The following is a 13654-nucleotide window of genomic DNA, read 5'->3' on the forward strand; positions in this document are numbered from 1 at the left end:
GACGTGTTTAAATGGCGTTGAATGCGAGAACCCAAACCTACATCCAACAGCCGGCCGTTCCGCAAAGTCCGAATAGACAGCCGGCAAAAAAGAAAAAACGCATCACCAAAGGCGAGAAAATCCTTTATACAGCTTTCCTGGCGGTCTGCATCATGTGCGCATTGCTCGTCTTGCAAAATCAGTCGACAATCCAAGCCTCCACGCAGGAAATCCAGACAATTGAAAATTCAATCAATGAAACGACGAAACAAAATACCGATTTGTCCGTGCAAGTAAGTGAACTGTCTTCATATGAGCGCATTTGGTCGAAAGCAAAGGATTACGGCTTAAAATTAAATGAGCGAAATGTAAAGGTAGTGCCGGGACAATGAAGAAAAAATTTCGTTTTCAAGGAGGAGCCTTTCTGCTATTTTTATTATTTGCAGGGCTCTTTTTCCTTTTAATGGCCAGAATAATCACAATTCAAGCGACGGGCAAAGTGGAAGGGCAGGAATTGGCTGCCCGGGCGGCAGCAAAATACAGCCAGGAAGAAGTATTGACCGCAGAACGCGGGAAGATTTTGGACCGTAACGGGGAAGTCATTGCAGAAGATACATTGACGTATAAATTAGTGGCCGTGCTGGATGAATCGGTGACGGCAAATCCAAAAGAACCGAACCACGTTATCGATGCCGAAGAAACGGCAGCGTACCTCTCAGAGCAATTGGGGACGCCGAAAGAAGAGCTGGTAAGCATTTTGGAGAATGGCATGGAAAAAGACCGCTACCAGGTGGAATTCGGCGCAGCCGGACGTGAAATCAGCCATACCCAAATGCTTGAGATGAAAGAAAAAGACTTACCGGGCTTATTGTTCGTCAAGGACCTTAAACGCCTTTACCCGAACGGTGTGTTCGCATCCCATTTGATTGGCTTTGCCATGAAAGAAGAGTTCGAAGATGGCCAAGTGAAGACCAAAGGCAAGATGGGCTTGGAGTCGATCCATGATGAAATATTGACGGGCAAGAACGGGAAAATGGAGTTCGATACTGATAAATGGGGTTATTTATTGCCGAATAGCCAAGAAGCTGTCACTCCCGCTATCGATGGATCCAATCTCCAATTGACGCTGGACCGCACGCTTCAGAACTTTTTGGAAGATGCCATGTCGAGCGTCCAGGAAGAATACAATCCCGCACGCATGATCGCCGTGATCGCAGATCCGGATACAGGCGAAATTTTGGGCATGTCCCAGCGTCCGACATTCAACCCGAATACGCGTGAAGGCTTATCGGACAACTGGCTGAACGAAAGCATCGAGCTGACGATCGAGCCAGGCTCGCCGATGAAAGTCTTCACCTTGGCAGCGGCTGTCGAAGAAGGCAAATGGGACCCGAATGCCTATTACGATTCCGGAACCTATACATTGCTGGACCGTACGATCGGCGACCATAACAGCGGCCGTGGATGGGGCAGCATCACGTTTCTTGAAGGCTTCCAGCGTTCATCCAACGTATCGATGGGTTATTTGCTTGAGCGCCTCGGCGCGGATAATTTCATGACTTATATTGATGCATTCGGTTTTGGCGAAAAAACGGGAATTGACTTGCCGAATGAAGCGGCAGGAAAAATCCTCGATCAATACCCGATCAATAAATTGACCACTTCCTACGGGCAGGGCTCTACTGTCACACCGATCCAAATGATCCAGGCAGCTACAGCCATTGCAGGTGACGGCACGATGATGAAGCCGTATATCATCGATCAAATCAAAAATCCGGATACGGGCGACGTGACAGTGAAATCCGAACCTGAACAAGCAGGCACGCCGATTTCAGCAGAAACGGCGAAAAAAGTGCGTGACATCATGGCTTCCACTGTCACTTCGGAAGTCGGCTCTGCGCAAGGCTTCGCCTTGCAGGACTATTCTGTTGCCGGGAAGACCGGTACCGCACAAGTTCCCGGTCAAGACGGGCGATACATGACGGGTACGAATAATTATTTGTTCTCCTTCCTCGGAATGGCACCGGCAGAAGATCCGGAACTATTGATTTATATCGGTGTGCAGCAGCCTCAATTGCCTGCGGATGAATACGGCTCTGTGCCGGTTTCAAAAATCTTCACTTCTGTCATGGAAAACGGATTGAAGTATTTGAACATTGCACCTGAGAACTCTGTAGAAGCAAAAACGGTTGAAATCGGCGATTATAAAGGGCTTCCTATGGAAGAAGCAGTCACTCAGCTCAAGGCCAAGGGGTTGAACCCGGTCATTGCCGGCGATAATTCTCAAATAAGCGACCAATACCCAAAAGCCGGCGAGAAGCTGGTGGCCGGAGAAAACATCATCTTAAGAACTGGCGGCACAACGGCCATCCCTGATTTTACAGGGTGGTCGAAACGTGAGCTTTTGGCCTTCCAAGCACTCAGCGGATTGCCGCTTGAAATCGCAGGCCAGGGCTTTGCCATGACGCAAAATGTTGCGGAGGGCACAGTGCCAGAGAGCGGAGAATCTGTTATCATCGAATTGCAGCCACCGGAAGTGTTCTATCCAGAGCAATCGCTGAATGCCGAAGAGGCACAACAGCCGCCTGTTACGGAACCAGCAGGAATGGATGGCCAAGAAGCCACTGAACCCGCAACAGAACCAATAGCAGAAGAACCAACAGAAGAACAAACGGAACAACCGATAAATAACGAAAATGAATAAATGAACGAGTGTACTCGTCTTCAAAGGAGCTCTATTAATGGAAGCTGTAACTATATTTGGATTTGGGATGGCATTGGTCATGACAGTCGCATTGATGCCTGTATTCATCCCGCTATTGAAACGCATGAAATTCGGCCAAAGCATCCGTGAGGAAGGGCCGGAATCGCATTTGAAAAAAACAGGGACGCCGACGATGGGCGGATTGGTGTTTCTGATCTCAATCATCGCGACTGTATTGGTAGTCGCTGCATTTAATGAAGAATTGGATACGCAAGTGGTCATTTTGCTGATTGTCCTATTCGGTTATGGATTGATCGGATTTTTGGATGATTTCATCAAAGTGGTGCTGAAACGCAATTTGGGGCTGACATCGCTCCAGAAATTGCTGGCGCAAATCGTCATCGCCGTTTTGTCATTCTTTTTGCTTCGCGCAAATGGATTTGATACGGCGCTAGGCATTCCGTTTACGGATGCCTCCATCGAACTTGGCTGGGTATACGTCTTGTTCATTGTGTTCTGGCTGGTCGGCTTCTCAAACGCCGTCAATTTGACGGACGGGCTTGACGGGCTGGTCGCGGGAACAGCATCCATCGCTTTTGCTGCATTCGGCCTACTGGCGATCATCCAGCAGGAAACCGGAATCGCGTTGTTCACGTTTGCCGTAGCAGGCGGATTGATTGGATTCCTCGTTTTCAACAAATATCCGGCAAAAGTATTCATGGGCGATACAGGCTCTTTGGCTCTCGGCGGAGCGCTTGCCATGGTTTCAATCCTCTTAAAACAGGAATTGCTACTGCTGTTGATCGGTTTGGTGTTCGTCATTGAAACCGCTTCGGTCATCTTGCAGGTCGGAAGCTTTAAACTACGGAAAAAACGCATTTTCAAAATGAGCCCGATCCATCACCATTTTGAATTGAGTGGCTGGTCTGAATGGAAAGTCGTCACCGTCTTTTGGGGTGTCGGCTTCATCAGCGCCGCGATTGCCGTTTTATTGGAGGTCATGTAAATGAAGGATTTGCCGCAACTGCATCAAAAAAAAGTGCTTGTGCTCGGATTGGCGAAAAGCGGCTTCACGGCTGCGCGCCTTTTACATAAACTCGGCGCATTTGTAACGGTCAATGATTCCAAACCATTCGAAGAAAACCCAGAAGCCCAGGAGCTGTTGAATTTGGGGGTCACCGTCATTTGCGGGCGCCATCCTGAAGATCTATTGGACGAAGGTTTTGAACTGGTCATCAAGAATCCAGGAATTCCATACCGTAACCATCTCATCCAGAAAGCACTGGAAAAAGGCATTCCGGTGTGGACGGAAATCGAGCTGGCCTACCGCATCAGTGAAGCGCCGTTTATTGGCATCACAGGATCGAACGGCAAAACCACGACAACGACATTGTTGTTCCATATGCTAAATCAGGACGGCAAGTCGCCGCTCATTGCCGGAAACATCGGCACGGTGGCAAGCGGAGTAGCAGAAAAAGCGACAGCTGACCACGTCATTGTCACAGAGCTCTCGTCGTTCCAATTAAAAGGCACGGAATCCTTCCGCCCGCATATCTCGATCATCACCAATCTATACGAAGCACATCTCGATTATCACGGATCGCTCGAAGATTATATCGGGTCGAAAAAGAAAATTACCGAAAACCAGACGAGTGAAGATTATTTTATCTACAATGCCGACCAGCAGATTCTCGTGGATCATGCCAAAACGGTCAAAGCACAAGGGATTCCTTTTACGTTGAAAGGGCGGACCGAAGAAAGCATCAGCGCAGACAGCGAGTATATTTATTGGCAAGGCGAACCGTTGATCGAACGCAAACGAATCATGCTGGCCGGTGAGCATAACCTCGAGAATATTCTATCCGCCACTGCAGCAGCACTCCTTTCCGGAGGGACAAAAGAAACCATCATCCGCGTCTTGACTTCTTTCACTGGAGTCAAGCACCGTTCCCAGTTTGTGGGGGAATGGCAGGAGCGCCGCTTTTATAACGATTCAAAGGCGACGAATGCACTGGCCACCAAAAGTGCGCTGGAAGCATTCAGCGATAACATCATTTTGCTTGCAGGCGGATTGGAGCGCCAGCATTCCCTGGAAGAGTTGCGCCCATACATGGATCGCGTGAAAGTGCTCGTCACTTTCGGCGAGACGGCAGACCGTTTTGTTGAATTTGCAGAAAGCTGCCATGTCCCGACTGTCATCAAAGCCGGTTTAATGGACGATGCTGTCGAAAAAGCGGTCAGCAGTTCATCCCCGCAGGATACGATCCTATTGTCTCCTGCCTGTGCGAGCTGGGATCAATACGAAAGTTTTGAGGTCCGTGGCGATGCATTCATCGAAGCGGCCCGAAAATATACAGAAGCGAACGAATAAGGTGAAGGAGCGGCGGATATGGACAAAGTTATAGACATCGAAGAACGCATACCAACGCTCCGGGAGCGGCGCAGAAAAAGGTCGAACCGCAAGTTTGCGGCTTTGTTGACCCTTTTCGTTTCGTTGCTCTTCATTCTTTTGTACAGCCAGTCCACTTATAGTGAGATTCGCGACATCAAAGTAACAGGCGCTGAATTATTCGGTGGCGAGAGTTATAAGCAGGCCAGCACGTTGGAAGTTGGGGATTCGATGTGGTCATTTGACAGTGGTGAGATCGAACAAGAAATCGAATCGCTTGAATGGGTCGAATCGGCAACTGTCGAAAAGAAATGGCTGACTTCCGTTGAAATCGAAATCGAGGAATTTGTCGAGATGGGGTATTTGGATCAAGGCAATAGCTATCAGGTGGTCTTGTCGAATGGCGTCGTGCTCAACCAGCCGATCAGTGTCGTTGAAGGACCCATTTTTTCGAATTTCGAGGATGAAGCGAAACGGGAAGCATTGATTGAGCAATTAATTAAAACCGACCCGGAAGTGCAAAATCTCATCTCTCAAGTCATTTTGGATACGGAACAGGAACGTGCAGATTACATCACAATCTATATGAATGACGGAAATGAAATCAAGGCGATTTTATCGACTTTGGCAGAGAAGATAAATTATTATCCGTCAGTCACCGCCCAATTAGAAGACCGCAAAGGCATTATCGACATGGAAGTCGGCATCTATTTCCGTTCCTATAACGATGTGTTCGGATTGGCGGAAGCGGGTGAGGAACTTGGAAATGCCGAAGAAGAATGACCGCAAAAGCATCAGCAAGTCGATTATCTTCTCGCTCGTTTTCTTGGTTGTCGGATTCATCATGGCCTATTCCTATAGTTTATCGAACCAGCGGGAAGCGGAAAATGATTTTACTGGAGCTAACTTTTTTGAGCAAAAGGAACAATATCGGAAAGAATTGATCGAACAGCAAGAGCGCAACAAAGAATTGCGAGCAGAGCTTGACGACAAGCAAAAAGCCGTTCAGGAATTCGAACGGTCTGTGGTGGATGGCGAAGAAAACTATAAGGCATACGCCCGGGAAGCAGAAGAATTGAGACGCTTCCTCGGGCTTGTTCCGGTTAAGGGGCAAGGCTTGAAAGTGACTCTCGAAGACGGCGATTACACAGCTGACCATGTAAACCCGAACGATTATATTGTCCATGAAAGCCATGTGTTCCAAGTGATCAACGAACTCTATATTTCCGGAGCCGAGGCGATTGCCGTGAATGGGCAACGCATTCACGGCAATTCCCATATCGTCTGCACAGGCCCCGTCATTACAGTGGATGGCGTCAAGCATCCTGCGCCGTTTACGATCGAAGCAATTGGCAGCCCTGAAGTTTTGACTGCCTCCCTGCAGCTTTCTGGCGGCGTCCAGGACCAGCTCGTCAACGACAACATCATTGTGACGCTCGATTCAGGGAAAGCCATACGCATGCCGGCGCTTTTGTCGGAGTTGGATACAGGGGGATGGCGATGAAAAAACGCATTACTGGCCGTTTCACGGTCATTCTTTTTGTCATCGGTTTTATGACTGCGACACAATACAATACGGTGAACACGGATAATACCCGGGATTCCCGGGATACATGGGAAATCCGCCAGCAATTATCGCGGGAAAAGCAACTCCATTCCGAGTTGCTGTCGGAAATCAGCCTGCTTGACGAGACAATCGGCAAATATGGCGATCAAGCGACTCAAGATCCAGAGGCGGTTTTGAAAGAGACGGTCGAGGATTTACGGATCTCCGCTGGCCTTTCGCAAGTGACTGGTCCGGGAATTGAACTCGAGATCAGCCCATCGCTTGAAGCGACTGCGCTTGGAACCGAAATAACGGAAATTCCGCCGGATTTATTGATCCGCTTGGTAAATGAAATCAACCGCTTTGACGGCATCGAGTTAGCGATTGCGGGGGAGCGGGTTATCAACACGACGGCCATACGCGATATTAATGGCTATACCACGGTAAATACAGAGCCCATCTCGACGCCGCCGTTTACGATCGGCATTGCGGCAGCGAGCATGGAAGAAGCGCGAAAACTTTCTAGTTATTTGACAGCTTCCGCAATTCACGATGATTTTTACATAGACGATTTGACAATAACTATTTCTGAGCCGCAGGAAGAATTGGCGCTGCCATCCTTTGATGAAGAGATCAATATGGAGCATCTTGAAGCCGGGGAGGGGGAATAGAGATGTGGATATCGATTTTAGGATTGCTGCTAGGCATTTCGCTCGGCTTGCTGACGGATATCCAAATACCGCCTGAATACGCCAGTTATTTATCGATAGCGGTGCTGGCATCGCTCGATACGCTCTTTGGGGGCATACGGGCGCACTTGCAGCAGGTATATGATGATAAAGTTTTCGTTTCCGGTTTTTTCTTTAATATTGTGCTTGCAGCAGGCCTGGCTTTTCTCGGTGTTCATTTAGGTGTAGATTTGTATTTGGCCGCTATTTTCGCGTTCGGCGTGCGGCTATTCCAGAACATTGCAGTGATCCGCCGCATTTTGCTTTCGAAATGGGCTGAAAAAAAGAAGCTTGGTGAGGCAAATTGACGAATTGCAGGAAAATTTTCTAAGTTTCGCTATTTTACTTAGACAAGGTGTGTATTTTACAATAGAATGTAATGTAGAGAAGTTTTATAAGGAGGTGCCACGAGTTGAGTCAATCAGAATTATATGTAAGTTTGGATATCGGGTCTTCCTCCGTCAAAGTATTGATCGGGGAAATGACCAATAAATCGTTGCACGTCATCGGCGTTGGCAACGTCAAATCTAATGGAATCAAAAAAGGTGCGATTGTTGATATAGATGCAACTGTACAGTCCATTAAAAAAGCCGTCGATCAGGCAGAGCGCATGATCGGCAAAGAAATCCACGAAGTTGTGCTGGGCATTCCGGCTAACCAGGTGGCATTGCAGCCGGTTAAAGGAATCGTTGCAGTAAACAGCGAAAACCGTGAAATTACGGATGAGGACCTAGAACGCGTTTTGGAAGCGGCACAAGTGATGTCGATTCCGCCGGAACGTGAGCTGGTCAACATCATTCCCGAAGAATATGTCGTCGACCACTTGGGCGAGATCAAAGACCCTAGAGGCATGATCGGCATCCGCCTTGAAATGGATGGTACAATGGTGACGACTTCGAAAACAGTCTTGCACAATGTGCTTCGCTGTGTTGAACGCGCAGGCCTTGAAATCCGCGAGATTTATGTCCAGCCGCTAGTAGCCGGAAGCTATGCATTGACAGAAGACGAAAAAAACCACGGCACGGCCTGCATCGATATCGGCGGCGGATCGACTTCCATCGCAGTATTCCGGGACGGCCATCTTCGTGCAGCATCCGTCATTCCAGTCGGAGGCGACCATGTGACGAAAGATTTATCGATCGTCTTGAAAACCCCGACAGAGCAGGCAGAAAAAATCAAGCTCGAGCACGGCCACGCGTTCTTCGACGACGCTTCTGAAGAAGAGGTATTCGAAGTGCCGGTGATCGGTTCGGATTCAAGAGAACAATACAGCCAAAAATACATATCTGAAATAATCGGAGTTCGCATGGAAGAACTTTTCGAATTGATTTTGGATGAGTTATACCGCCTCGGCGTCGATGAGCTGCCTGGCGGCGTCGTATTGACGGGCGGAATGGCCAAAATGGACGGCCTGCCAGAACTGGCAAGAAGCATCCTCCAAACACGGGTGCGCCTGTTCACGCCTGAATTCATCGGAGTTCGCGAGCCGCAGTACACAACAGCGGTCGGCTTGATCCAATACGCATATGCAGAGGATTTATTCTATGGGAACGTCGGCCATAGTTCAGCGGCGGCTGCACATTCTCAGAAACCTGAGTATGTGGAGCAGCAGCCGAAAAAGCAAAAACAGCCGAAACAACCGAAACAGGAAAATGAAGGTGTCGTAAGCAAAGCCAAAAAAATGTTTGATCGTTTTTTTGAATAAAATCATCATTGTGTCCGGCTTATGTTCAAAAGCTGAGCAATCTTAGGAGGAAAAAAGAATGTTGGAATTTGATACAAATATCGATGCATTAGCCGTAATTAAAGTCATTGGTGTCGGTGGCGGCGGAAACAACGCAGTCAACCGGATGATCGAACATGGAGTTCAAGGCGTGGAATTCATCGCTGTCAACACTGACGCACAAGCCTTGAACCTTTCAAAAGCGGAAACACGCCTGCAAATTGGCGGGAAATTGACGCGCGGCCTTGGCGCCGGCGCTAACCCGGATGTCGGGAAAAAAGCGGCGGAAGAAAGCAAAGAACAGATCGAAGAAGCTTTGCGTGGAGCCGACATGGTCTTCGTAACTGCCGGTATGGGTGGAGGCACCGGTACGGGTGCTGCACCTGTCATCGCAGGCATCGCAAAAGAGCTTGGCGCACTAACAGTGGGTGTCGTCACTCGCCCGTTCACATTCGAAGGGCGCAAGCGTTCGACTCAAGCTATCGGCGGAATCGCGACGATGAAAGAATCGGTCGATACTTTGATTGTCATCCCGAACGACCGTCTTCTTGAAATCGTCGACAAGAACACGCCGATGCTTGAAGCGTTCCGTGAAGCGGATAATGTTCTTCGCCAAGGTGTACAAGGCATTTCCGATTTGATCGCAGTTCCTGGTCTTATCAACCTTGACTTTGCCGACGTGAAAACGATCATGTCGAACAAAGGCTCAGCACTTATGGGGATCGGTGTCTCTTCTGGAGAAAACCGTGCTGCCGAAGCGGCGAAAAAAGCTGTATCGAGCCCATTGCTTGAAGTATCTGTCGATGGGGCAAAAGGCGTCTTGATGAACATTACAGGCGGGTCGAACTTGAGCTTGTATGAAGTACAGGAAGCAGCCGATATCGTCGCTTCCGCTTCCGATGAAGAAGTGAACATGATCTTCGGTTCTGTTATCAACGACAACTTGAAAGATGAAATCGTCGTAACGGTCATCGCTACTGGTTTCAATGAAGAACAATTGAACCCTGCTGGACGCGCGCCGCGTGGGTCTGGATTGAACGCAAACCGCATCCAATCGATCCAACAGCAAAACCCGGCTCCTTCCATCCGTGAAGCACGCCGCGAAGAACAATCCCAGCGCCGCGAAGAGCAAACTCCTTACTATAACCAGGAGCCTCAGCGCCAGGACAAGCAAAGCGAAGATGCGCTCGATATCCCGACATTCCTGCGCAACAGACAAAAACGCCGTTAATATGACAACAGCTGCCGCTATGGCAGCTGTTTTTTTTGTTTTAAGATGGCAAGGCAATTTTGTTTGGAGGCGGTTGCCACGGTTCCTTCATAATTTTGTTGAAAAATGGGTGTCTTTACTGTTTTAATGCAAGGCTGAATTGATAAATCAGCTTCGGCTTGGTACAATAAAGTGAACGTCTATAGAAAAGTTGTGAGCAGATGAAAGCGATTAAACCGAAATTTGAAGAAATGACCCATACATTAAATCAAATCCATCGCGGCATTGAAATCGTCGCAGTCACCAAACAAGTCGGAATCGACCGAACGCAAGAAGCCGTCGATGCAGGCATCCGCCACCTCGGCGAAAACCGCCCGGAAGGCCTCAAGCTGAAAAATGGTGAGATCAAAGGCGATGTTGTTTGGCATTATATCGGCACGCTTCAGTCGCGGAAAGTCAAAGAAGTGATCGGCCTCATCGATTACCTTCATTCACTGGACCGGCTGAGTCTGGCGAAAGAAATCCAAAAACGCGCCGATAAGCCTGTCAATTGCTTTATCCAAGTCAATGTTTCCGGTGAGGATTCCAAAAGCGGCTTTTCTCCTGAAGAAGTTCCTGCTTTTATTGAATCCTTGAAGGAATTCGATAAGGTGCATGTGGTGGGCTTGATGACCATGGCGCCGAACACAGAAGATGAAACTTTATTGAGAGCGACTTTTAAAGGGTTGAAAGACTTGCAGCAGCAAATCGCTGCGAACAACTGGAAGCACGCCCCTTGCACAGAATTGTCGATGGGCATGTCCAATGATTACCTGATTGCGGCTGAAGAAGGCGCGACATTTGTGCGCGTCGGGACCGCATTGGTAGGATCGGAAAGTGAGGCGGAAAGATGAGCATGAAGGATAAATTCAAGAATTTCTTTTATCTGGACGAGTACGAGGAAGAACCCGTCCAGGAAGAACGCAAGCAGCGGCCCGTTCAGCGTTATGAAAAACCTGCCCCGGCAGCTGCTGAACAGCCGCAGAAGAAAGCACCAAAAACACCAAAGCCAGTCAAAGAACGCCGTGAGAATTTGGAGGAACCTACCGTGCAGAATTTAGTCAATTTGCAGAATTCATCTGCTTCTTCATCGAAAGTCAGCTTGGCGGAACCGCGTGTCTATGCGGAAGCGCAGGATATTGCAGAAAGCTTGAAAACAAAACAGGCCGTCGTGGTCAACTTGCAGCGCATTGAACGGGACCAAGGCCTTCGGATCATCGATTTCCTGAGCGGCACTGTCTATGCATTAGGTGGAGACATTCAGCGCATCGGAACCGACATTTTCCTATGCGTGCCGGACACGGTCGAAGTGGATGGTGCCATCTCTGACTATTATCACGACGATCAACAATAGAAAGGTGCTAAAAATCGAATGTATCTCCTCGTAAATTTATTGTTAAGCGCTATAAACATCTACTTTTATATCCTGATTATCAGCGTCTTCATGAGCTGGGTGCCGAGCATCAAGGAATCGGCATTCGGGCAGATGATTTCCCGGATTACCGATCCTTATCTGGATATTTTCCGCCGCTTCATCCCGCCAATCGGCATGATCGACATCTCGCCGATTGTGGCCATTTTCACATTGAGCCTCGCAAGCCAAGGAATCATTACATTGGCTGAGTATCTTCTCTAATAAGCAGCTGGTAGAGGAAGACGGAGAATCCATTTCTCTGTCTTTTTTATTTGCGGCAAACAGCGAAAGGGTTTTTCTGCTGTTTGTAGAATGCTTGTTAAACAACGAACGAATCCACGAAACCGGAGGGAACGGCCCATGGAAGAGATATTCCAGCATTTCCGCAAAGACGAACAACAATTTATCGAACAGGCATCCGATTGGCTGCGAGACGTAGAAGATATGTATGCGCCGAAACTTACGGATTTTCTGGACCCGCGCCAGCGCTTTATCGTCAAATCGCTGATCGGCGGGAGGGATGTGCAAATGGCCGCTTCCGGCTTGTTCAACCAGGCAGAGCGCCAGCGCGTTTTATTGCATCCCGCGTATTACGTGCCGGAAGAAAGTGATTTTCAAGTCACCATGTTCGAGCTGCGCTATCCGGTTAAATTCGTCACATTGAAGCACCCGGACATTCTCGGTGCCCTCATGTCGCTCGGTTTGGAACGCGGGAAATTTGGCGACATCCGGATCGGCGAAGGGACCGTGCAGCTCGCGGTAATGTCTGAAATTGCGCCGTATTTGCGTGCCAATTTCATTAGCGCCGGGAAAGTGAAAGTCCAGCTCGAAGAAGTGACCGACCCCGCCGATTATCTCCCGGTTATCGAGGAGTGGACAGAGGAAGCGCATACGGTCAGTTCGCTGCGGCTTGATGCGGTCATGAGTTCGGTCTATAAGATTTCCCGCCAGAAAGCAGCCGCATTGATTGGCGGCGGAAAAGTGAAAGTCAATTGGACAGCACAAGAAAGTGTGTCGTTCGAATTGCATGAATCCGATTTGATTTCAGCGAGAGGGCTCGGGCGCGTGCAAATCATCGCAATCGAAGGGCGGACAAAAAAGGACAAGATCCGCCTGCAGATCGGCAAATTGGAATTGAAAAAATAAAACACGGCCGAATGTGGTGAATAGTACTGAAATTTCTCGCCATGACAGGTATAATGAGTGTAACCATTCAGAGAGTAAGGAGAGATATGATGCCTTTATCACCATTAGATATACATAATAAAGAGTTCAGCCGTGCATTCCGCGGTTATCAAGAAGACGAGGTCAATGAATTCCTTGAACAGATTATGAAAGATTACGAAAAAGTCATTAAAGAACGTACTGAAATGGAAGAGCGCATGAAATCCACGGATGAGCGCATGGGCCATTTCACGAACCTGGAAACGACTTTGCAGAAATCCATTTTCGTGGCGCAGGAAGCTTCGGAAGAAGTCCGCCGCAACGCACAGAAAGAAGCGGATTTGATCGTCCAGGAAGCGGAGAAAAATGCAGACCGCATTGTCAATGAATCCCTTGCGAAAGCGCGCCGCATCGCGACCGAAATTGAAGAGCTGAAAAAGCAGTCGAAGATTTTCCGCAACCGTTTCAAGATGCTGGTGGAAGCCCAGCTTGATTTGATCGAAACGGAAGATTGGAACACATTGCTTGAATACGATTTGGATACAGACAAGCTAGAGCAAATCGAAAAAAATGAAGCAGAGTCAACAGCGAAGGAATAAGCCCGACCTTGACTGCAATCTATTCTACTTCTATAATTACGACATACTCATAAACGCATTGATGGAGACAGTACAAAACGGAAATCCGATCGAGCGAGCCGGGGGCGGTGGAAGCCTGGCGCGGGGCCGTTTTGGAAAATCACTCCTGAGCTGGACCGG

15 protein-coding genes and 1 other annotated feature (1 of these 16 only partly in view) are annotated in these 13654 nt (G+C 48.6%); all 15 genes read left to right on the forward strand.

Annotation, left to right across the window (positions count from 1 at the left end; translation table 11 throughout):
* Positions 1-11 precede the first annotated feature (11 nt).
* The 15 genes from ftsL to AB9R92_RS15320 all read left to right on the forward strand — a co-directional run bounded on the left by ftsL (position 12) and on the right by AB9R92_RS15320 (position 13495).
* Positions 12-371, forward strand: a complete 360-nt coding sequence (ftsL, locus tag AB9R92_RS15250; RefSeq protein WP_058383507.1) for a cell division protein FtsL — start codon at positions 12-14, stop codon at positions 369-371.
* A complete protein-coding gene (locus AB9R92_RS15255) occupies positions 368-2683 on the forward strand; it encodes a penicillin-binding protein (RefSeq protein WP_370670301.1) in 2316 nt (771 codons plus the stop codon). The genes ftsL and AB9R92_RS15255 overlap by 4 nt, the downstream gene beginning before the upstream one ends.
* A gap of 37 nt (positions 2684-2720) precedes the next feature.
* Positions 2721-3689: a phospho-N-acetylmuramoyl-pentapeptide-transferase gene (gene mraY, locus AB9R92_RS15260; protein ID WP_370670302.1), complete on the forward strand. Its 969-nt coding sequence runs from the start codon at positions 2721-2723 to the stop codon at positions 3687-3689.
* The gene (gene murD / locus AB9R92_RS15265; RefSeq protein WP_370670303.1) at positions 3690-5054 is read left to right on the forward strand and encodes a UDP-N-acetylmuramoyl-L-alanine--D-glutamate ligase; all 1365 of its coding nucleotides are present in this window, start codon (positions 3690-3692) and stop codon (positions 5052-5054) included. It begins immediately after the preceding gene.
* Between the two features lie 18 nt (positions 5055-5072).
* Positions 5073-5855 (forward strand): cell division protein FtsQ/DivIB, encoded by a 783-nt coding sequence (locus AB9R92_RS15270; protein ID WP_370670304.1) that lies wholly within the window; start codon positions 5073-5075, stop codon positions 5853-5855.
* Entirely contained in the window at positions 5833-6576 is a 744-nt protein-coding gene (locus AB9R92_RS15275) for a DUF881 domain-containing protein (protein WP_370670305.1), read from the forward strand. The genes AB9R92_RS15270 and AB9R92_RS15275 overlap by 23 nt, the downstream gene beginning before the upstream one ends.
* On the forward strand, positions 6573-7289 hold the full coding sequence (locus tag AB9R92_RS15280; RefSeq protein ID WP_370670306.1) for a DUF881 domain-containing protein: 717 nt from the start codon (positions 6573-6575) through the stop codon (positions 7287-7289). Before AB9R92_RS15275 ends, AB9R92_RS15280 begins: the two co-directional genes overlap by 4 nt.
* Before the next feature lie 2 nt (positions 7290-7291).
* Complete coding sequence (locus AB9R92_RS15285; RefSeq protein WP_101190574.1) at positions 7292-7654, forward strand: small basic family protein; 363 nt, start codon at positions 7292-7294, stop codon at positions 7652-7654.
* Between the two features lie 104 nt (positions 7655-7758).
* Positions 7759-9051 carry a cell division protein FtsA gene (ftsA, locus tag AB9R92_RS15290; RefSeq protein WP_370670307.1) on the forward strand — a complete coding sequence of 431 codons (1293 nt, stop codon included), beginning with the start codon at positions 7759-7761 and terminating at the stop codon, positions 9049-9051.
* 58 nt (positions 9052-9109) lie between these two features.
* Positions 9110-10300, forward strand: a complete 1191-nt coding sequence (gene ftsZ, locus AB9R92_RS15295; protein WP_058383516.1) for a cell division protein FtsZ — start codon at positions 9110-9112, stop codon at positions 10298-10300.
* A gap of 200 nt (positions 10301-10500) precedes the next feature.
* On the forward strand, positions 10501-11172 hold the full coding sequence (locus AB9R92_RS15300) for a YggS family pyridoxal phosphate-dependent enzyme (RefSeq protein ID WP_370670308.1): 672 nt from the start codon (positions 10501-10503) through the stop codon (positions 11170-11172).
* Positions 11169-11672 carry a cell division protein SepF gene (locus tag AB9R92_RS15305; protein WP_370670309.1) on the forward strand — a complete coding sequence of 168 codons (504 nt, stop codon included), beginning with the start codon at positions 11169-11171 and terminating at the stop codon, positions 11670-11672. Before AB9R92_RS15300 ends, AB9R92_RS15305 begins: the two co-directional genes overlap by 4 nt.
* 18 nt (positions 11673-11690) lie before the next feature.
* Complete coding sequence (locus AB9R92_RS15310; protein ID WP_121297754.1) at positions 11691-11954, forward strand: YggT family protein; 264 nt, start codon at positions 11691-11693, stop codon at positions 11952-11954.
* Positions 11955-12092: 138 nt separating this feature from the next.
* Positions 12093-12878 carry a YlmH family RNA-binding protein gene (locus tag AB9R92_RS15315; RefSeq protein ID WP_370670310.1) on the forward strand — a complete coding sequence of 262 codons (786 nt, stop codon included), beginning with the start codon at positions 12093-12095 and terminating at the stop codon, positions 12876-12878.
* Positions 12879-12967: 89 nt separating this feature from the next.
* Entirely contained in the window at positions 12968-13495 is a 528-nt protein-coding gene (locus AB9R92_RS15320; RefSeq protein ID WP_370670311.1) for a DivIVA domain-containing protein, read from the forward strand.
* Between the two features lie 49 nt (positions 13496-13544).
* Positions 13545-13654: a binding site (T-box leader), on the forward strand; it runs 99 nt beyond the window's last position.

Source organism: Planococcus sp. SSTMD024 (assembly GCF_041320495.1).
Classification (GTDB): Bacteria; Bacillota; Bacilli; order Bacillales_A; family Planococcaceae; genus Planococcus.

Excerpts from the sequence above, each read along its gene's own strand:
- ftsL (WP_058383507.1), top strand. The coding sequence starts at position 12 with ATGGCGTTGAATGCGAGAACCCAAACCTACATCCAACAGCCGGCCGTT.
- AB9R92_RS15255 (WP_370670301.1), top strand. The coding sequence starts at position 368 with ATGAAGAAAAAATTTCGTTTTCAAGGAGGAGCCTTTCTGCTATTTTTA.
- mraY (WP_370670302.1), top strand. The coding sequence starts at position 2,721 with ATGGAAGCTGTAACTATATTTGGATTTGGGATGGCATTGGTCATGACA.
- murD (WP_370670303.1), top strand. The coding sequence starts at position 3,690 with ATGAAGGATTTGCCGCAACTGCATCAAAAAAAAGTGCTTGTGCTCGGA.
- AB9R92_RS15270 (WP_370670304.1), top strand. The coding sequence starts at position 5,073 with ATGGACAAAGTTATAGACATCGAAGAACGCATACCAACGCTCCGGGAG.
- AB9R92_RS15280 (WP_370670306.1), top strand. The coding sequence starts at position 6,573 with ATGAAAAAACGCATTACTGGCCGTTTCACGGTCATTCTTTTTGTCATC.
- AB9R92_RS15285 (WP_101190574.1), top strand. The coding sequence starts at position 7,292 with ATGTGGATATCGATTTTAGGATTGCTGCTAGGCATTTCGCTCGGCTTG.
- ftsZ (WP_058383516.1), top strand. The coding sequence starts at position 9,110 with ATGTTGGAATTTGATACAAATATCGATGCATTAGCCGTAATTAAAGTC.
- AB9R92_RS15300 (WP_370670308.1), top strand. The coding sequence starts at position 10,501 with ATGAAAGCGATTAAACCGAAATTTGAAGAAATGACCCATACATTAAAT.
- AB9R92_RS15305 (WP_370670309.1), top strand. The coding sequence starts at position 11,169 with ATGAGCATGAAGGATAAATTCAAGAATTTCTTTTATCTGGACGAGTAC.
- AB9R92_RS15310 (WP_121297754.1), top strand. The coding sequence starts at position 11,691 with ATGTATCTCCTCGTAAATTTATTGTTAAGCGCTATAAACATCTACTTT.
- AB9R92_RS15315 (WP_370670310.1), top strand. The coding sequence starts at position 12,093 with ATGGAAGAGATATTCCAGCATTTCCGCAAAGACGAACAACAATTTATC.
- AB9R92_RS15320 (WP_370670311.1), top strand. The coding sequence starts at position 12,968 with ATGCCTTTATCACCATTAGATATACATAATAAAGAGTTCAGCCGTGCA.